Here is a 19,081-nt window from a genome sequence, read left to right as displayed (position 1 = left end):
GGTTGACCGGCGGCCGCCCGTTCAGCACTTGACGAAAACTGTTGTCAAAACTAGGGCCACAGCAAGGGCGACCAGCCCCCACGCATACCTCGCAGGTCGGCTGTCTTGACAAAGTCGTGTCTGTTCGTGTGAACTTCACATGAACGAACACAGCGGCCGCTGGCAGACAGTGGCCCACCTCCCCAGATGCGACGACGAAGTCGGAGATCCCGTGACAGCCCCAGCGCTCGAGTGCCATGACCTCGTCAAGGCGTTCGGTGGAGTCCCGGTCCTCAAGGGCGTCTCCCTCACCCTCGCTCCCGGGAGCGTCACCGCGCTCGCCGGCGAGAACGGCGCCGGCAAGTCGACGATGATGAAGATCGCGTCCGGCCAGCTGCGTCCCGACGCCGGAGCCGTCCTCATCGAGGGTTCCCCGCTCGCGGCCGGCGACCCGCACGCGGCGCACCGACAGGGCGTCGCGATCGTGCCGCAGGAGCTTGCGCCGATCCTCGACATGACGGTCTACGAGAACCTCTTCCTCGGCCGCGAGCTGCGAGGCCGCACAGGCCTGCTCGACCGCCGCCGGATGGCCCGCGAGGCCAGGCAGATGCTCGAGGTCTTCGGCGTCGACATCGACCCGCAGGGAGCCGTGCGCACCCTCTCGGTCGGGCTGCGGCAGATCGTCGAGATCGTCAAGAACTCCAGCAGCGGCGCCAAGGTGCTCCTCCTCGACGAGCCCAGCTCGGCCATCTCCGACCGCGAGGTGGAGCGCCTGTATGCCGTGGTCAACCGGCTGCGGGACCAGGGCGTCGCGATGCTCTACACGACCCACAAGATGGAAGAGATCCGCGCCCTCGCCGACCGGGTCGTCGTCCTGCGCGACGGCGGACTCGTCCTCGACGAGCCGCTGACGGCGGTCACGGACGACGACATCGTGCACGCGATGATCGGCCGCGAGCTCGAGGACCTCTTCCCGACGGTCAACGCACCCGGTGGTGACGTCGCCCTCGAGGTGCGCGGGCTCCACGTCCAGGGGTATGCCGCGCCGATCGACCTCACCGTCCGGCGCGGCGAGATCGTCGGGCTCGCGGGGCTCGTGGGGGCCGGCCGGACCGAGCTGCTCGAGGCCATCTTCGGCGTCCGGCGGTCCGTGGCCGGCTCGGTGTCCGTCGCCGGGCACGGCATCCCCCGCAACCAACCCGCAGCCTCGATCACCCGCGGCATGGCGCTCGTCCCCGAGGACCGCAAGGGAGCCGGCGCGGTGCTCACGATGAGCGTGCTGGACAACGGCTCCCTGCCCCGCCTCTCGCAGTTCACGGCCGGTGGCTGGCTGCGGCAGGGCCATCGGGCGAAGGTGGTCAAGGAGGCCATGTCGTCCGTCCGCCTGCGCAGCCGCAGCCTGTCCCAGCACGTCGCGACGCTCTCCGGGGGCAACCAGCAGAAGGTCGTCCTCGCGCGGTGGCTCACCGGTCACGTCGACGTGCTGCTCCTCGACGAGCCGACCCGCGGTGTCGACGTGGGGGCGAGGAGCGAGATCTACCGGATCATCTCCGACCTCGCCGACTCGGGCATGGCCGTCCTGATGGCGTCGTCGGACATGCCCGAGGTGCTCTCGCTCTCCCACCGTGCGCTGGTCATGCGCGCCGGCGAGGTCGCCGGCGAGCTCGACCGAGCGGCCCTGCAGGCGCCCTCGGCGCAGGACACGATCTTCCGCCTCGCGGCCGGGCTCGAGCCCACCGACAACACCGAGCAGACCCACCACACTCCCACCACCACGCCCACGGAGGACGTCCGATGACCACCCAGCAGATGACGCCGGTGCCGGACACCGGCACCTCGGCGCCCGAGTCCGAACCCGCCGGCCGCTTCACCGCCACGTGGGTCCGGGACCAGGCGATCCGCCGCGCCATGGTCATCGTGATGGTGCTGATCATCGCCTACTTCAGCTATCGCAGCGCCCGCTTCGGCACTCTCGACAACATCCAGTCGATCGCCGTCGCAGCCGCCCCCTTCGCGCTCATCGCGCTGGGGCAGACGCTGGTCATCCTGACCGGGGGGATCGACCTGTCAGTGGGCTCCGTGATCGCCCTCAGTGCCATGGCCGCCGCCGCGACGGTCAAGGACCATCCGGAGCGGCTCATCCTGAGCGTCGTCGTCGCGATCGTCGTCGGTCTCGTCGCGGGCGCCGTCAACGGCTTCCTCGTCTCGCGGGTCAACGTCCCACCCTTCATCGCGACCCTCGGCATGCTGACGACCGCCTCGGGTCTCGCCTACGTCGTCGGCGGTGGCGCCCCCATCAACGGGCTGCCGGCCGAGTTCGGCGAGATCGCCAACAACAAGGTGTTCGGGCTCCAGATCCCCGTCCTCGTCATGATCGTCGGCGTCATCCTGCTCGCCGTGGTGATGCGCCGGACCTCCTACGGCATGCGCATCTATGCCGTCGGTGGCAACCCGGTGGCCGCCCAGATCGCCGGGGTCAAGACCAAGCGCATCCTCTTCAGCGTCTATGCCATCAGCGGGATGCTCGCCGGACTCTCGGGCGTCATGCTCGCCTCCCGGGTCATCTCCGGCCCACCGAACCTCGGCCAGGGCTACGAGCTCGACTCCATCGCCGCGGTCGTCATCGGCGGCGCCAGCCTCCTCGGCGGCCGGGGCAGCATCTGGGGCACCGCCCTCGGGCTGCTCCTCATCCAGACCCTCAACAACGGTCTCGACATCCTCATCGTCCCGGCCTACTGGCAGAGCGTGATCAAGGGCGTCCTCATCGTCGCCGCCGTCGCGGTCGACGTCTGGTCGGCCCGTCGTCGGACCTGAGGCCCCACCAGTCACCTTTCCCCTCAGTTCCGCCCACCTCCTTCGCCACGACCGCACACCCACTCGCACCACCACACGAACTGGAGACACCCATGTCCAATCGACCTCTGCGCGCCCTCACCGTCGCCCTCACGGGTGTCGCGCTCCTCTCGGCGGCCGCCTGCGGCGCCGGTGACCCGACCAAGAACGCGGGCGCCGCCGCTGGCACGGCCGGTGGCACCGCCCGGATCCGCGTCGGCATCAGCGTCTACGACACGTCGTCCTTCATCACCGCCGGCAAGGCCGGCATCGACGCCTACGCCAAGGCCAACAACATCGAGGTGCTCTTCAACTCCGCCAACCTCGACGTCAACACCCAGGCCAGCCAGGTGGACCAGTTCATCAACGCGGGCGTGGACGCCATCATCGTCGTCCCCGTCCAGGCCGACTCCCTTGCGCCGCAGGTCGCTTCGGCGAAGGCGAAGAACATCCCGTTCCTCGCGGTCAACGCCAGCCTCAACAGCAAGGACCTCGCCGGCTCCGTCCTGCCGGACGACGTCAAGGCCGGCGAGCAGGAGATGCAGATGATGGCCGACAAACTCGGCGGCAAGGGCAACATCGTCGTGCTGCAGGGCCCCCTCGGGCAGTCGGGCGAGCTCGACCGCACCAAGGGCATCCAGAACATCCTCGCGAAGTACCCCAACATGAAGATCCTCGCCAAGGACACGGCGAACTGGAAGCGCGACGAGGCCGTCAACAAGACGAAGAACTGGCTCTCCAGCTTTGGCAACCAGGTCAACGGGATCGTCGGCGAGAACGACGACATGGGACTCGGAGCCCTGCAGGCGACCCGCGAGGCCGGCGTGAAGATCCCGATCGTCGGGGTCGACGGCATCGAGGACGGGCTGAAGGCGGTCACCAGCGGCGACTTCATCGGCACCAACCTCCAGAACGGCACCGTCGAGCTCGCGGCCGGGCTCGCCGTGGCCGCCAAGATCGCCCGCAAGCAGGACGTCAACAAGAACCCGGTCTACCTCATGCCGATGGTGACGTCCGAGAACGTCGCGCTCTACACCAAGCACATCGTCACCGCTAAGGACGCCTTCCTCGCCCAGCTCCCGGCCCTCATCGAGGCCAACCTCAAGACCGGCAAGATCGCCGACGAGGGCACGAGCTGACAGCAGCTCCTTAACCCCCGGGACCCGGCGAAGGACCGGGGGTTAAGGCCACACTTCCGGTATGCCGGGGGCTCGCGTCCCCGGCCCGCCAGAGTCCGAGACCCCACGGCATACCCGACGAAGGAGCTTTCCCTCATGATGCGTGCTGCAGTCCTGCGCGGTGTCCGCGACCTGGTGATCGAGCAGCGACCCGTCCCTCGGGCGGGCGCCGGGGAGGTGCTCGTGCGGGTCTCAGCGGTCGGCGTGTGCGGCTCGGACGTCCACTACTACGAGCACGGGAGGATCGGTGACTTCGTGGTCGAGGCGCCGATGGTCCTCGGCCACGAGTCCTCGGGCGTGATCGTGTCCGTCGGCGGCGGCGTCTCCCCCGACCGGGTCGGCGAACGGGTCTCGATCGAGCCCGGCGTCCCCGACCTCACCTGCGAGCAGTGCCTCGCCGGTCGCTACAACCTCTGCCCGGCCATGCGGTTCTACGCGACCCCACCGATCGACGGCTCGCTCGCCGAGTTCGTCGTCGTCCACGCCGCCTTCGCCCACACCGTGCCCGACTCCATGTCGGACGACGCGGCTGCCCTGCTCGAACCCCTGTCGGTCGGCGTCTGGGCCAATCGCAGGGCCGGGACGACCGCGGGCAGCAGGGTGCTCATCACGGGCGCTGGTCCCGTGGGTCTCGTTGCGGCACAGTGCGCGATCGCCTTCGGGGCGACCGAGGTGGTCGTCGCGGACATCAACCCGCACCGTCTTGCCCTGGCCCTCGAGCTGGGCGCGACGGGAGTGATCCGGGTCGACGAGACCCCCATCTCCGACTCGGGGCTGGAGCCGACGATCCTCCTCGAGTGCAGCGGGCACCCAGGCTCCACCCGCGACGGCATCCTCGCCGTGGCGCGAGCGGGTCGGGTCGTCCTCGTGGGGATGGGCGGCGACGAGCTCGCCCTCCCGCTCTCCCACGTGCAGAACCGCGAGATCGAGGTCACCGGCACGTTCCGCTACGCCAACACCTGGCCCACGGCCATCGCCCTGGCCGCCAGTGGTCGGGTGGATGTCGACCGCCTCGTCACCGGCCACTTCCCGCTCGATCGCACCGAGGACGCCCTCGCCGCTGGGAAGCTCGACCCCACGTCCGTCAAGGCGGTCATCAACCCCGCCAGCTGATCTGGCGCACCGACCGCACGCCTTCCGACCGCACGCCTTCCGATCCCACGCCTCCTGAGAGGACGAGCATGACCTTCGTATTCGACGACCCGCACACGTTCACCGAGGACATGCTGGTCGGCTTCCTCGACGTCCACCGCGACCGCGTCGTCGGCCTCCCGGGTGGGGTCGTGCGGGCGGCCGAGACCCCATCGGGCAAGGTCGCGGTCGTCGTCGGGGGAGGGTCGGGGCACTACCCCGCGTTCTGTGGCGTCGTCGGTCCTGGCTTCGCCGACGGTGCAGTCGTCGGCAACATCTTCACGTCCCCCTCGACCGCGGACGCCTCCTCCGTCGGTCGGGCGGCGGCCTCCGACGCGGGGCTGCTGTTCTCGACCGGCAACTACGCGGGTGACGTCATGAACTTCACCCTGGCCCAGGAGCGTCTTGTGCGCGAGGGCATCGACACGAGAGTCGTCTTCGTCACCGACGACATCGCCAGCGCGTCGGTCGACGAGGTGTCGAAGCGGCGTGGCATCGCGGGTGACTTCGTGGTCTTCAAGGTGGCAGGGGCAGCCGCTGAGGAGGGTATGGGGCTCGATGACGTCGAGCGCGTCGCCCGTCACGCCAACGACCGCACCCGGACCCTCGGCGTCGCCTTCGGCGGGTGCACGATGCCCGGCGCCGACTCGCCCCTCTTCTCCGTCCCCGAGGGCTTCATGGGAGTGGGGTTGGGGATCCACGGGGAGCCGGGCGTCGAGGATGCGCCCCTGCCGTCCGCCACGGAGCTGGCCCGACGACTGGTCGAGGGGGTGCTCGCCGAACGTCCGGCGGACCATGGTGGGCGGGTCGGGGCCATCCTCAACGGGCTCGGCACGACGAAGTACGAAGAGCTGTTCGTCCTCTGGGCGCGGGTGTCGGCCCTGCTGGTCGCCGCGGGGATCGAGGTCGTCGACCCCGAGGTGGGCGAGCTCGTCACCAGCCTCGACATGTCGGGGTGCTCCCTGACCCTCGTCTTCCTGGACGACGAGCTCGAGCGGCTCTGGCGGGCGCCGGCGGACACCCCGGCATACCGCAAGGGAGTCAGTGCGCCGGCTGAGGGGACGGGCCGCCGCAGCGAGGACCTCGCGCCGGAGACCGCCGTCAGCGTCGCGCCGAGCAGTGCCGAATCCCGTTCGTGCGCCGCGGTCGTCGTCGCGGCGATGGAGGCGATGAACGCGGTCGTCGTCGACGCCGAGGAGGAGCTCGGGCGGATCGACGCCGTCGCCGGAGACGGTGACCACGGTCGGGGAATGGTCAAGGGCGTCGGGGCAGCAGTGGACGCCGCGCGATCCGCTGTGGCAGCCGGGGCCGGAGCGGGCTCGACCCTGGTCGCTGCCGGGGATGCTTTCGCCGATCGGGCTGGTGGCACGTCCGGGGTCCTCTGGGGCGCGGTGCTCGGCGCGGTCGGGACGTTGTGGGGCGACACCGACGGCCCCTCGGACGAGGTCGTCGCGCAGGGTCTGTCGGCGGGCCTCGTCACGTTGCAACGGCTCGGTGGCGCGAGCGTGGGCGACAAGACCATGGTCGACGCCTACGTCCCGTTCGTTGCGACCCTGACGGACGAGATCGGCTCTGGCGCAACGCTGTCCGTCGCATGGTCGCGAGCCGCCGAGGTCTGCAGCGAGGCTGCGCTGGCGACCGCCGCGCTGTCTCCGAAGATCGGTCGGGCGAGACCGCTGGCCGCCCGGAGCGTGGGCACGCCCGACGCCGGGGCGACGTCGCTCGCCCTCTGCGCGCAGGCCGTCGCGCGGGTCCTGGACGGTGCGCGATGAGCGCCGAGACGTCGAACGGCGCCGCACCGACGCCGCGGCCCTGGCGGGTCGTCGTCGGCTCTGACGACGCCGGCCTGGACTACAAGACGATCCTCAAGCGCGACCTCGAGGGCGACCCCCGGGTGGCCGAGGTCATCGACGTCGGCGTGGGCGCGGACGAGTCGATCGCCTACCCGCACGTCGCCGTTGCCGCCGCGCGACTGGTCGCCTCGGGAGAGGCCGACCGGGCGCTGCTCGTCTGCGGCACCGGGCTCGGTGTCGCGATCAGCGCCAACAAGGTCCACGGCATCCGGGCGGTGACGGCCCACGACAGCTTCTCGGTGGAGCGGGCGGTCCTCAGCAACGACGCCCAGATCCTGTGCTTCGGGCAGCGCGTGGTCGGCATCGAGCTGGCCCGGCGACTGGCGCGGGAGTGGCTCGGCTACCACTTCGACCAGAACTCCGGATCAGCGGCGAAGGTGCGGGTGCTGAACTCCTATGAGGACGAGGGCGGCTCGCACGACGAGGACGAGGGCGGTCAGGCCGACCGCGCCCAGACGATCATGGACGACGAGGAGCTCGTGCGGTCGGGCGAGTCCCACGACACGACGGCCGTCGGCATCGTGCGCGACGTCCGGCAGGCGATGAACGACACGCACCACACGCATCACACGGATCACCCGGAGGAGAACCATGGCTGAGTCCACGTCCACCATCGACCTGACCTTCGGGTTGGGCGGCCGCGTCGCGGTCGTCAGCGGCGGCGCCTCGGGGATCGGCGCCGCGGTCGCGTCGACGTTCGTGGCCAAGGGCGCCACGGTCGCCGTGGTCGACCTGGACGAGGCGGCCGCCACGTCGACCGCAGAGGCGCTCGGGGGCCAGTGTCGCGGATTCGGTTGTGACGTCTCGGATCCCGAGTCGGTGACGGCCGCGATCGGCGCCGTCCACGCGGCATACGGGCGGATCGACGTGCTGGTCAACAGCGCCGGGATCGCCCTCCTGGCTCCCGCCGAGGAGCTCACCGCCACCGCTTTCGCGAAGACCCTCGGGGTCAACGTGACCGGGACCTTCCTCGTGAGCCAGGCCGTGGGTCGTCACATGCTGGCGGCCGGCCACGGCAAGATCGTCAACATGGCCTCGCAGGCGGGCAGTGTGGCGCTGGACGACCACGCGGCATACTGCGCGTCCAAGTTCGCCGTGATCGGCCTGACCAAGGTGCTCGCCTCCGAGTGGGGACCTCGGGGGGTGACCGTCAACACCGTGTCGCCGACGGTCGTCCTCACCGACCTCGGGCGCAAGGCGTGGGAGGGACCGAAGGGCGACGCCCTCAAGGCGCAGATCCCGACGGGCCGGTTCGCCCTGCCCGAGGAGATCGCGGCGGCCGTGCTGTTCCTCTGCTCCGACGCCTCCGACATGATCAACGGCGCCGACCTGCTCGTCGACGGTGGCTACAGCATCCGCTGATCTGCTCTGCGTCGACGCGGTCACCCGAGGGGCGTCGTCGGGACGGTAATGTCGTCGTCCAGGCCGTTCACGGGGAGTCGGGCAGATGGCGGGGGAGCACGTGCGAGAACGACGCCGGCGCCGGTGAAGCTCGTCGTCATTGGCGTGTTCGTTGCGCTCATCAGTGGACTGGTCGGCACCCGCAGTTTCATTCTGCTGGCCAAACGCCGGGGTTGGGGTCAGCTCGTCCGTGACGACGGTCCGACCAGTCACCACACCAAGCGCGGCACGCCCCAGATGGGCGGCATCGTGATCATCGCCAGTTCGGTGCTGGGCTACGCCCTGGCGCATGTGCTTGCGGGGTCCGGACCGACCGTGTCCGGGTTGCTCGTGCTCTTCCTGATGGTCGGAATCGGTTTCGTCGGCTTTCTGGACGACTGGACCAAGATCTCCCATGATCGTTCGCTCGGCCTGCGGTCGGCGGAAGAGCTCTTCGGTCAGACCGTCGTCGCGGTCATCTTCGCCATCCTGGCCACCAGGTTCTCCCGGGATGGCGTCACCCCGGCGAGCTATCGCATCTCGTTCGTGCGCGACACGTGGTTCAACCTCGCCTTCGCCGGAACCGTCATTGGGCTCATCCTCTTCGTGCTGTGGGCAAATCTGATGAATACCGGCGCCAGCAACGGAGTGAAACCTCACCGATGGCCTGGATGGTCAGGCAGCTGGTGCCTGCGTGATGGTGTTCGGCGCCTACGTGCTGATCAGCGTCTGGTAGTTCAACCAGAACTGCCAGTTCGTGAACTCGTCCACCTGCTACGGCGTGCGTGATCCGCTTGACCTGGCGGTGGTCGCCGCGTGCGTGATGGGTGCTTGCTTCGGCTTCCTCTGGTGGAATGCCGCCCCGGCCAAGATCTTCATGGGCGACACCGGCTCTCTCGGGCTGGGCGGGGCACTTGCCGGCTTGGCGATCATGACCCGCACCGAGCTGTCGATGATCATCCTCGGTGGTCTCTTCGTGCTGGAGACGCTTTCGGTGATCCTGCAGGTGGGCTACTTCACGTTGACGAAGCGCAGCAACGGCGGCGTCGGTAAGCGGTTGTTTCCGGATCACGCCGATTCACCACCATTTCGAGATGCTCGGCTGGGAGCAGATCACCGTCACGATCCGCTTCTGGATCATCTGCGGTGTATGCGTTGCTGCGGGCCTGGGAGCGTTCTACGCCGAGTGGGTCGTCGGCGGCAGGTGACTCAATCGATCGTGGGCACACCACGGCATGGTCGGAATCGTTAACGGGTAGCGCTGACCACAGCGGGATGTGGTCAGCACTACCCGTTGACGGCTACCCGTGCTGATGTGGCCCGGTCAGCGGACCGGGCGGCGGTAGAGCTCGGAGTGGTCCGGGACGACGACCTCCGTCTCGACGACCTCCGGCTCGACGTCGTCGAGGGCGGCCACCTCGTCGGCCCACGGGATCAACACACCGGCACCGCTCGAGTCCGGTTGCGGTGTCTCGTCGCTCGTCGTCAGCCCGCTGCGCAGCACCCAGGCGATCAGCCCGGCGAGGACCGCAAGGACGAGGCAGAGCATCAGCTGCGGACCGTTGACGAGGTCGTGGTCCCAGAAGCTGGTGGCGGCCGTGCGGGTCAGCATGAACCATCCGACGGCCACGGTCAGCGGGCCGGACAGCTCCACCAGGAACAGGAGGACAGCGAGGCCCACGCCGACGAGGCGGAGCCGGTCAGGGACCGCTGATGGGTGGTCCCGCCGGCCGAGCACGACCACGGTGGAGGCGACGAGCGCCGCGAGCGTGGCCCAGCTCGACGCGCCTCCGGGGCCGACCATGACCCACCAGGTCGCCCGGTCCACGAACCGGGTCATGACCAGGACCTGGCCGTCATAGGGGCCGGCGCCGGTGAAGCAGACGTAGAGGGTGCGCAGCATCAGCGCGAGCCCCGCACCCGCAGTGACGAGCAGGACGGGGGCCATCCACCCCGGCAACGGTGAGGCGAAGACTTCTTTCGGCGGTGCGGCCGCCGGTGGGGCTGCGGTCGACGGTGCAGCGGTCGGTGGGGCTTCTGGAGTGACGCGTGTTCCTGACATGGTGACTTCCCGGGTCCAACGGCAGCCGGAGATGGAGCGACCGGGTTGACCGAAATGAACCTCTCAGGTCAGCCCTGTTCCATCGGGGGTCTCGGATGGTCGACGGGTTATGACACGCGAAAACGCCTGTCAGGCGGCGAGATTGGGGTCGTTCACAGTGTCTCGCGAAACCGTCCCAACGGGGTGCCCGACCTTCGTTAGCATTGCACAAGGCTTCCGTGGTGTCTGCGGTTTGCGACGACGGAAAAAGTCAGCGAGCCGGTCGGGCTGGCGTCGGTGAGGCGGCCGGGAGCAGCTCGCCGACGGGGACCTCGGCCGCGAGCCGGTTGCCGGTGGGCGCCAAGGGGCAGGCCCACGCAGGGTCGTAGGTGCAGGACGGGTTGTAGGCGAAGTTGAGATCCACGACCCACCGCTCGCCAGGACCGCTCACGCCGCCGCGCCCGTCCGCCCGCCCCAGGTCGGCGCCCTTGACGGTGTCGAGGAGATAGCGCCCGGCGCCGTAGGTCGAGCGGCCGGCCGTCGCATCGCGCAGCGGGACGAAGAACCCGTTGCCGTAGGACGCCAGCCACCAGACGTCGAGCGAGCCGAGACCCGGCAGCTCGAAGCGGCCGACCCGGTCGAAGGGGACCGCGCCGTCGGTGCCGGTCTGCGGAGCCCAGCGCTCGGGATCGGCGGGCAGCATCGGGAGCTCGAAGCGCATCGCCGGGTCGTATGCCGCGTGCTGCAGCACCTGCCCCGGCTGCCGGGGTGAGGCGGGGTGGGTCGCGAACAACACCGACCGGCCTGCAGCCCAGACCGCATGGGCGGCAACGGGATCGGGCTCGGCGCGGACCGCGGCATACAGGTCGTGGACCGCCCGCCGCCACGACGCGACGGCGAGGGACCACGCCGGTTGCGGTCTCAGGCTGTCGTCGTCTTCGTCGCTGCTGCCCATCCGGCCATCATGCCCCGCCGCCGTGAGGGAGCCGACGTGGGCGCCTCGAGGACTCCGGCCAACGCGTCGTCGAGGAGTGCGTCGACGGTCTCCTCCGCGTCAAAACGGTTGGCCCCGATCCCGCCGGTCGGACCGCGCTTGGCCCAGCCGACGACGTAGAGCCCGGGGACCGGTGCGGTGGTCTCGGGGTCGATGACCCTGCCCTCCTGGCGGGGCACGCGGCCCGCGTCCTCGTCGAACGGCATCCCGCGCAGCTCCCTCCCGACCCGGCCGATCGAGGTCACCACGAGCCCGGCCGCGAGGTCACGCCCGGCGACTCCGTGGAGGCGCACCCCGACGACACGGGTCGCGCCGAGGATCTCCTGCGGCGTCGACCCGAAGCGCAGCACGATGCGGCGGGCGTCCGGCGCAGCGTCCCAGTCGATGTGCTCGCGCTCCACGCCGTGCAGGGCACCGGCCGGTCCGGCGGCTGCGATGGTCTCCGCCACGCCCGGTGTGTCGTCGACGACGAGCCCGACACCGGGCAGGTGGCGCAAGGCCTCGAGCTCTGCCCAGGTGTATGCCGCGTGCTCCGGCCCGCGGCGCCCCAGGACGACCACCTCACGAACCCGGCTGGCCTGCAACGCTGCTCGGACCTGAGGATCGAGCTCGGACGGCAGCGTCTCCGGATCGCTCACGAGGAGCCGGGCGACGTCGAGTGCGACGTTGCCGTTGCCCACGACGACGGCCCGCTCCACGGCGAGGTCCGGCGCGGTGGCGTCGGGGTGGCCGTTGACCCAGCGCGAGAAGTCACCGGCGGACAGGGACCCGGGCAGGGACTCCCCGGGGATGCCGAGCCGGCGGTCGTCCGGGGCGCCGACGGCAGCGATCACGGCATGGTGCGACCGGCGCAGCTCGGCGAGCGTCACGTCAGCGCCGACCTCGGTGCCGAGCCGCAACGACAGCCGGGGATGGTGGAACAACCAGGCGAAGGTCTCGCCGACCCGCTTGGTCGACGGGTGGTCGGGAGCCACGCCATAGCGCACGAGGCCCCCGGCGACCCGCTCCCTGTCGATCATCGTCACGTGGGCCTCGGTGGTGCGCAGCACCGTCTGGGCCGTGTAGCAGGCCGCTGGCCCGGTGCCGATGATCGCCACCCGCAGGCCGGCGAACGAGGTGGGCAGCGACCGGGCGAAGCGGGAGGGTGCCCAGGCGGGATCGGCCGGGCGCCCCTCGTAGTGGGCCCGGTTGCGCTCGGCGAAGTGGGCCAGCGGCGCCGTCAGCTTGTCGATCGGGAAGATCGCGTCGACAGGACAGGCGCTGGCGCAGGCGCCGCAGTCGATGCACGACCTCGGGTCGATGTAGAGCATCTCGGTCCGCCCGAAGTCGGGCTCGTCCGGTGTCGGGTGGATGCAGTTGACCGGGCAGACGGAGACGCAGTGGGCGTCGTTGCAGCAGGACTGCGTGATCGCGAAGGTCATCGGGGGACTCTCGTGGTCGGGAGCGGCGGGCGGGTGGCGGGGGGCGTGCGCTGAGCCGGCGGGGTGGGGGACGAGACTCAGAGCATGTGCAGGCGCTGGTAGATCCGCCGCGCCGGACCGGTGAGCAGCCCTGTCTCGCCGAGGAACTCCATCAGGTGCGCCGAGCTGCTGCGCATCATCGATGCGTGGTGGGCGTTGGTGCGGGCTGCCTCGATGGCGCGCGCGGGGTCGAGCCCGGCGGCCGCATACACGTCCTTGTTGACGAGGTTGCCGACGATGACCGAGGCGACGATCGAGATGAGCAGCGCGCTGTGGTGGCGCCGGAGGGTGCCGACGCCCACGAGCGAGGCCTTCATCTCCTCACGGGCGAAGGTCATGTGCCGCGACTCCTCGACGACGTGGATCCGGCTGGTGTCCTTGATGATCGGCAGGATCCGGTCGTCCCTCATGAGGTCGCGCTGCATGATGTCGAGGACCTCTTCGGCGACGAGGACCCCGCCGTAGGCACTCTCGCCGGTGGCCAGCGTCTTGTATCCGCGGGCCAGCTCGATCGCGGTGCGGGTGGGGTAGTAGGCCGCGATCCCCATCTTCTCCATGGCGCGGGCGAACATGATCGAGTGGCGGCACTCGTCGGCGATCTCGGTGAGACCGAACTGGAACTCGGCGCGGCCCGGGTCGGTGGCGTAGAGGTCGCGCAGCACCATCTGCTGCAGGATCATCTCGAACCAGATGCCGGTGCTCATGATCGAGCTCATCTCATGGCGGGTGAGGGTGACCCGCTGCTCCTCGCTCATGGTGTCCCAGAGCGGCGTGCCGTAGAGGGTCGACCACTCGGGGCTGAGCCCGTAGAGGGTCGGGTCGAGCGGTGCGTCCCAGTCGACCTCGGTCATCGGGTCGAAGGACAGCAGCCGGCTCGACTCGAGCAGGCGCGTCGCGACGTCGTCATCGACCCGGGAGACGGGGGAGGTGCGGGTGACGCGGGTGGGGGTGGTGGTCATGAGGGGTCCTTGTCCTTAGGCCATCAAGCATGTGACATGAATGATGACACATAGCGGCGGGCGAGGTCTAGACCCCACAACACCCGGATAGGCTGGCGCTCGTGCCTCGACCGGTGATCGCCGTCCTCAACGGCCCCAACCTCAACCTGCTCGGCGAGCGCGAGCCCGCGGTCTACGGCTCCGAGACCCTCGCCGATGTGGAGCGCCGCTGCCGCGCGCACGCCGATGGCCTCGGCTTCGACGTCGACTTCCGGCAGAGCAACCACGAGGGTGACCTCGTCACGGCGGCGCAGGAGTGCCGGCACGCGGTGGGCATCGTCGTCAACGCCGGTGCCTACACGCATACCTCCATCGCCCTGCGGGACGCGTTGGCGATGGCGCAGGGCCCGGTCGTCGAGGTGCATCTCACCAATGTCCATGCGCGAGAGGCGTTCCGGCACCACTCTTACCTCAGCGAGCTTGCCGCCGCGGTCATCGTCGGCTGCGGGCCGCAGGGCTACGAGTTCGCGATCAGCGCGATCGCGACGAGGGTCGCAGCGGCCTGACCCGCGACCGCAACTGCCCCCGCGCCGGTATGCCGCGTCAGCAGCTCGGGCTGGGCGTCGTCACCGGGGTCTTGGGCGCCGGCGTCAGCGCCGCGAAGGTCTTGCCGAGCACCAGGTCGACCGAGGCGTCGGCGCGCGCGTCCGTCACCGGCACCGACCCGGCGACGAGGGTCTGCACCAGGGCGCCCGCCGCGGCGCCGTTCGGCCCGAACCGGATCTCTGCCGGTCCGGCGACCGACTTGCTCAACGGGTCGTTCGCGATGGTCCCCACGACGTAACCGCGCGCTTTGACGAGCTTTGCCGTCTCGGCCGCGAGCCCGGCGCGGCTCGTGGCGTTGTAGACGTTGACGGTGACCTGGGAGGGAGCCAGTGCGGGGGCTGCAGGCGCCTTCGGCGCGACCGGCTTGGCCCCGGGGGCGGCCTTCGCCGCCGTGGTGGTCTTCGAGGTGGGACAGCCGCTGGCCGTCGCCGGGGTGGCCCCGTCGAAGTAGTGGCTCGCGGCGAGCTTGAAGGCGAAAGCGAGCCCGGCCACGACGATGATCAGGGTGATCGCCGTGCGGCGGCGTCGGCGGGCCCGCCTCGAGGAACCGGACTCGACCACATAGCTCATCGGCGCACCTCCTTCACTACGGACGTCATGGTCTGCGGATCGGCTGGATCGGTGTCCTGCGGCGGCACTCGGGTCGGACGGCTAGTCAAGCACGAGGACACGGGCGTGGAGGGTGGCGCGCTGCTGGAGGGCCGCCCGCAGGGCCCGGTGGAGGCCGTCCTCGAGGTAGAACTTCCCCTCCCACTCGACGACGTGCGCGAACAGGTCGCCGTAGAACGTGGAGTCCTCGGCCAGCAGCATCACCAGGTCGAGGTTGCGCTTGGTGGTGACGAGATCCTGGAGCCGCACCATCCGCGGAGGGACGTCGGACCAGTCGCGGGTCGTGACGTGGCCGTGGTCGGGATAGGGGCGGGAGTCGCCGACGGCCTTGAAGATCACGGGCGTCAGTGTAGGCAAACGAGAGCGGACCGACGTGGGACGAGTCCGGCTAGAGTTCGAATCGTGACTCAACCGACGACGACCCCGCCACCGGCCCAGGCCTCCTCGGCCTCCCCCGCAGGCGCCTCTCCAGCCGTCCCCGCGGCCGTCCCCGAGACCATCGCGCAGGTCATGGCCGGCTACTCCTTCGCCGGACCGGCGCTCGAGTTCGGGGCCGCCGTCGTCGACGACCAGCCCTACCCCGACGCGAAGGTCCGGATCCCCCTCGGCGTGCTCAACCGGCACGGTCTCGTCGCCGGGGCCACCGGCACCGGCAAGACCAAGACCCTGCAGCTGATGGCCGAGCAGCTCTCCGGCCAGGGCGTGCCCGTCTTCCTCGCCGACGTCAAGGGTGACCTCTCGGGGATGGCCGTCGCGGGCGAGTCGAACGACAGGATCACCACTCGCGCGGCGAGCATCGGGGAGGAGTGGGCGGCCACGGCATACCCGTGCGAGTTCCTGTCCCTCGGCGGGATGGGCAAGGGCATCCCCGTCCGCGCGACGATCACCTCCTTCGGGCCCGTGCTGCTGAGCAAGGTGCTCGGCCTCAACGCGACCCAGGAGTCGAGCCTCGGGCTGGTGTTCCACTACGCCGACCAGAACGGCCTCGCGCTGCTCGACCTCAAGGACCTGCGCGAGGTGATCCAGCACCTCACCTCGGACGAGGGCAAGGCCGACCTCAAGTCGCTCGGCGGGCTCTCGTCGGCGACGGCCGGCGTGATCCTGCGCGAGCTCATCGGGTTTGCCGACCAGGGCGCGGAAGCCTTCTTCGGCGAGACGGAGTTCGACTCGGCCGAGCTGCTGCGCCTCGCGCCCGACGGTCGGGGCATGGTCACGATCCTCGAGCTGCCGGCGGTCCAGGACCGGCCGGCGCTGTTCTCCACCTTCCTGATGTGGCTGCTCGCCGACCTCTTCCACGACCTGCCCGAGATCGGCGACCCCGACAAGCCCAAGCTGGTCTTCTTCTTCGACGAGGCGCACCTGCTCTTCGACAGCGCGTCCAAGAGCTTCCTCGACGCGATCCAGCAGACGGTGCGCCTCATCCGCTCCAAGGGGGTCGGCATCTTCTTCGTGACCCAGTCGCCCAAGGACGTGCCCTCCGCCGTGCTCGCGCAGCTCGGCAACCGCGTCCAGCACGCCCTGCGCGCCTTCACCCCCGACGACGCGAAGGCGCTCAAGGCCGCGGTCTCCACCTGTCCCCACAGCGGCTACGACCTCGGGACCCTGCTGACGTCGCTCGGCACGGGCGAGGCCGTGATCACGGTGCTGTCCGACAAGGGTGCGCCGACGCCGGTGGCCTGGACCCGGATGCGCGCCCCGCAGTCGCTGATGGCGCCGTCGCCGGACGCGGTCATGGACGCGATCGTCGCCGCGTCACCCCTGGCCAGGTATGCCGCGGTCGTCGACCGCGAGTCGGCCTACGAGAAGCTGCAGGCCAGGCTGCAGACGGCTCCGACACCGGAGCAGGCGGCGGGGCAGGCGACCGGGCAGGCGGCCGGGCAGGCGCCGGACGGCCCCCAGGATGCTGCCCCGGCGCCGCGGGCGCCGCGGGCGCCCAAGGAGGAGCCGTCGATGGTGGAGAAGGTCGTCGCGTCCTCGGCGTTCCGGTCGATGGTGCGCTCGGCCGGCACGGTCATCGGCCGGGAGATCACCCGGAGCCTCTTCGGCACGGCGCGCCGCAGCCGGTAGCGTCAGATCCGGCGCTTTCGCCTGATGAGAACCGTCGCTCGGCTAGGTTGACCCCTATGCCCGCGCGGAAGAAAACCCCTGTGCCCGACGGTGCGTCCGTCACTGAGTCACCCGCCGGCCTCCTCGTCCGGCTGCGTGGACTGCGACCGTCGCTGTCGCCCGCCGAGGACCGCGTGGCCGAGTGCGTGCTCGCCGACCCCCGCGCCGCGGCCGGTCTGACGATCAGCGAGCTCGCTGTCCAGGCCAAGACGTCCGAGACGACCGTCCTGCGGTTCTGCAAGCGGCTGGGCCTGCCCGGCTACCCGCAGCTGCGCCTGGCGCTGGCGGCCGAGTCGGCCCAGCCCCGGTCGCGGATCGTGGCCGACACCGACATCAACGAGGGCGACACGGTCGACGACATCATCGCCAAGATCGCCTTCGCCGACGCGAGCGCCGTCGAGGAGACCGCGGCCCAGCTCGACCGCGGCGCGCTCACCCGCGCGGCCGACGCCATCGCGGGGGCCGGGCGCATCGACCTCTACGGCATCGGTGCGAGCGCGATCGTCGGGACCGACGCCCAGCAGAAGCTGCACCGGATCGGGGTGGTCGCCTTCTTCTGGAACGACCCGCACAGCTGCCTGACGAGCGCGACCCTGCTGCACCGGGGCGACGTGGCGATCGGCATCTCGCACTCCGGCACGACCCGGGAGACGATCGAGGCGCTCTCCAAGGCGCGTTCCCAGGGTGCGACCACGATCGCCCTGACCAACTTCCCCCTGTCGCGGCTCGCCGCGGGCGCGGACATCGTCCTCACGACCGCCGCGCGCGAGAACTCGCTGCGCTCGGGCGCGACGGCGAGCCGGATCGCCGCGCTCACGGTGATCGACTGCCTCTACATCGCCGTGGCCCAACGTGACCTGGCCCGCGTGCAGCAGGCGATCACCGACACCCGGGAGGCCGTCGCCTCCCACCACGTCGAGCACTGAGCCGGGGCCGCGAGGTGGGCCGGGGGGGGAGGGTATACCTGGACCGGTTTCAGCAGTCAGCAATTCACTAAATTGACGGCCCACTCGACAGAAAGTAACCTCAGAGGGTGATGACCGAGGTGCACGTGACCGCTCCCACCGAGGAGCGGAACGCCGCCTCCGAGCGCATCGACCGGCTGGCCAGCCTCGAGGTGCTCCAGCTGCTCAACGGCGCGGACGCGGCGGTCGCGCCTGCCGTCGCCGCGGTCCTGCCCGAGCTCGCCCTGCTCGTCGAGGAGACGGTCGACCGGCTGCGCCTGGGAGGGTCCGTACACTACGTCGGCGCCGGCACCTCGGGTCGGCTCGCGGTGCTCGACGCCGCCGAGCTCCGGCCGACCTTCAACGCGCCGAAGGGGATGTTCGTCGCCCACCATGCCGGGGGGCGCGCCGCCCTGACCGACGCGGTGGAGGACGTGGAGGACGATGTGGACGCGGGTCGGGCGGAGGCCCGTGACTTCGAGCCGGGGGACGTCGTCATCGGGCTGGCCGCGTCCGGGCGGACACCCTTCGTGCGCGGCGCCCTCGAGGCGGCTCGCGAGCGTGGCTGCCTGACCGCGCTGGTCACCGCCAACCCCGGCGCCGAGCTCGCGTCCCTCGTCGACCACCTCATCGCTCCCGACACCGGACCCGAGGTCGTCACCGGATCGACCCGGCTCAAGGCCGGCACGGCGCAGAAGCTCGTGCTCAACGGCTTCTCCACGACGGTGATGATCCGGCTGGGCCATACCTGGGGCAACCTCATGGTGGACGTCGTCGCCAGCAACGCCAAGCTGCGCGGCCGGGTGGTCCGGATCCTCTGCGAGGCCACCGGGGTCGACGAGGTCACCGCCCATGCGGCGCTCGAGGACGCGGGCGGTGAGCTCAAGCCCGCGTTGCTGGCCCTGCTCGCGGGGATCGGCGCCGTGGAGTCGCGCATCCTGCTGACGGAGCACCACGGGTCGATCGCCGAGGCCCTCGGGTCGTTGTCTGCGACCGCCTGACCGCCTGGTCCCCCCTGGTCCCCCCTGGT

General features: G+C 70.4%; 16 protein-coding genes and 2 pseudogenes. 12 read left to right on the top strand and 6 right to left on the bottom strand.

The genetic code is table 11. The features are described from left to right. Positions 1-211 precede the first annotated feature (211 nt). The 8 genes and pseudogenes from Q0R63_RS19710 to mraY all read left to right on the top strand — a co-directional run bounded on the left by Q0R63_RS19710 (position 212) and on the right by mraY (position 9,561). Positions 212-1,777, top strand: a complete 1,566-nt coding sequence (locus Q0R63_RS19710; RefSeq protein ID WP_295701196.1) for a sugar ABC transporter ATP-binding protein — start codon at positions 212-214, stop codon at positions 1,775-1,777. After that, positions 1,774-2,793 (top strand): ABC transporter permease, encoded by a 1,020-nt coding sequence (locus Q0R63_RS19705; RefSeq protein WP_295701193.1) that lies wholly within the window; start codon positions 1,774-1,776, stop codon positions 2,791-2,793. Before Q0R63_RS19710 ends, Q0R63_RS19705 begins: the two co-directional genes overlap by 4 nt. 92 nt (positions 2,794-2,885) lie before the next feature. Further along, positions 2,886-3,950 carry a substrate-binding domain-containing protein gene (locus Q0R63_RS19700; protein WP_366521181.1) on the top strand — a complete coding sequence of 355 codons (1,065 nt, stop codon included), beginning with the start codon at positions 2,886-2,888 and terminating at the stop codon, positions 3,948-3,950. Positions 3,951-4,088: 138 nt separating this feature from the next. Continuing rightward, positions 4,089-5,102: an NAD(P)-dependent alcohol dehydrogenase gene (locus tag Q0R63_RS19695; protein ID WP_295701219.1), complete on the top strand. Its 1,014-nt coding sequence runs from the start codon at positions 4,089-4,091 to the stop codon at positions 5,100-5,102. Positions 5,103-5,170: 68 nt separating this feature from the next. Continuing rightward, on the top strand, positions 5,171-6,892 hold the full coding sequence (locus Q0R63_RS19690; RefSeq protein ID WP_295701190.1) for a dihydroxyacetone kinase family protein: 1,722 nt from the start codon (positions 5,171-5,173) through the stop codon (positions 6,890-6,892). After that, positions 6,889-7,374 (top strand): annotated as a pseudogene (locus tag Q0R63_RS19685) (ribose-5-phosphate isomerase); the annotation flags it as partial. The gene Q0R63_RS19690 and the pseudogene Q0R63_RS19685, both read left to right, overlap by 4 nt. A 190-nt stretch (positions 7,375-7,564) precedes the next feature. Continuing rightward, positions 7,565-8,335, top strand: a complete 771-nt coding sequence (locus Q0R63_RS19680; RefSeq protein WP_295701187.1) for a GolD/DthD family dehydrogenase — start codon at positions 7,565-7,567, stop codon at positions 8,333-8,335. 123 nt (positions 8,336-8,458) lie between these two features. Continuing rightward, a pseudogene (gene mraY / locus Q0R63_RS19675) lies at positions 8,459-9,561 on the top strand (phospho-N-acetylmuramoyl-pentapeptide-transferase). Positions 9,562-9,677: 116 nt separating this feature from the next. On the opposite strand, the gene Q0R63_RS19670 reads toward mraY, so the two are convergent. From Q0R63_RS19670 to Q0R63_RS19655, 4 genes are all read right to left on the bottom strand, one after another. Beyond that, positions 9,678-10,415: a hypothetical protein gene (locus Q0R63_RS19670; protein ID WP_295701184.1), complete on the bottom strand. Its 738-nt coding sequence runs from the start codon at positions 10,413-10,415 to the stop codon at positions 9,678-9,680. Between the two features lie 250 nt (positions 10,416-10,665). Beyond that, positions 10,666-11,349, bottom strand: coding sequence for a DUF1684 domain-containing protein (locus Q0R63_RS19665; protein WP_295701182.1), 684 nt, complete (start codon positions 11,347-11,349; stop codon positions 10,666-10,668). Beyond that, positions 11,316-12,809, bottom strand: a complete 1,494-nt coding sequence (locus tag Q0R63_RS19660) for an FAD-dependent oxidoreductase (RefSeq protein WP_295701179.1) — start codon at positions 12,807-12,809, stop codon at positions 11,316-11,318. Before Q0R63_RS19660 ends, Q0R63_RS19665 begins: the two co-directional genes overlap by 34 nt. Before the next feature lie 77 nt (positions 12,810-12,886). Then, positions 12,887-13,807 (bottom strand): diiron oxygenase, encoded by a 921-nt coding sequence (locus Q0R63_RS19655; RefSeq protein ID WP_295701176.1) that lies wholly within the window; start codon positions 13,805-13,807, stop codon positions 12,887-12,889. A gap of 101 nt (positions 13,808-13,908) precedes the next feature. Here Q0R63_RS19655 and aroQ point away from each other — a divergent pair, with 101 nt between their 5' ends. Next, positions 13,909-14,352: a type II 3-dehydroquinate dehydratase gene (gene aroQ / locus Q0R63_RS19650; RefSeq protein ID WP_295701174.1), complete on the top strand. Its 444-nt coding sequence runs from the start codon at positions 13,909-13,911 to the stop codon at positions 14,350-14,352. A 37-nt stretch (positions 14,353-14,389) separates the two neighbouring features. Here aroQ and Q0R63_RS19645 read toward each other — a convergent pair whose 3' ends face one another. Together Q0R63_RS19645 and Q0R63_RS19640 are read right to left on the bottom strand one after the other, a co-directional pair. Further along, positions 14,390-14,962 carry a LytR C-terminal domain-containing protein gene (locus Q0R63_RS19645; protein WP_295701172.1) on the bottom strand — a complete coding sequence of 191 codons (573 nt, stop codon included), beginning with the start codon at positions 14,960-14,962 and terminating at the stop codon, positions 14,390-14,392. A gap of 81 nt (positions 14,963-15,043) precedes the next feature. Continuing rightward, positions 15,044-15,340, bottom strand: coding sequence for a type II toxin-antitoxin system VapB family antitoxin (locus tag Q0R63_RS19640; RefSeq protein WP_295701169.1), 297 nt, complete (start codon positions 15,338-15,340; stop codon positions 15,044-15,046). A 171-nt stretch (positions 15,341-15,511) separates the two neighbouring features. Here Q0R63_RS19640 and Q0R63_RS19635 point away from each other — a divergent pair, with 171 nt between their 5' ends. The 3 genes from Q0R63_RS19635 to Q0R63_RS19625 all read left to right on the top strand — a co-directional run bounded on the left by Q0R63_RS19635 (position 15,512) and on the right by Q0R63_RS19625 (position 19,052). Continuing rightward, positions 15,512-17,068, top strand: coding sequence for a helicase HerA-like domain-containing protein (locus Q0R63_RS19635; RefSeq protein ID WP_295701216.1), 1,557 nt, complete (start codon positions 15,512-15,514; stop codon positions 17,066-17,068). Positions 17,069-17,148: 80 nt separating this feature from the next. Continuing rightward, a complete protein-coding gene (locus tag Q0R63_RS19630; RefSeq protein WP_295701167.1) occupies positions 17,149-18,033 on the top strand; it encodes a MurR/RpiR family transcriptional regulator in 885 nt (294 codons plus the stop codon). 110 nt (positions 18,034-18,143) lie between these two features. Next, complete coding sequence (locus Q0R63_RS19625) at positions 18,144-19,052, top strand: N-acetylmuramic acid 6-phosphate etherase (RefSeq protein ID WP_295701214.1); 909 nt, start codon at positions 18,144-18,146, stop codon at positions 19,050-19,052. The last annotated feature ends 29 nt before the right edge of the window (positions 19,053-19,081 follow it).

This window comes from Lapillicoccus sp., from assembly GCF_025353065.1.
Lineage (GTDB): Bacteria > Actinomycetota > Actinomycetes > Actinomycetales > Dermatophilaceae > Lapillicoccus.
This window is presented reverse-complemented; position numbering and strand designations above follow the sequence as displayed.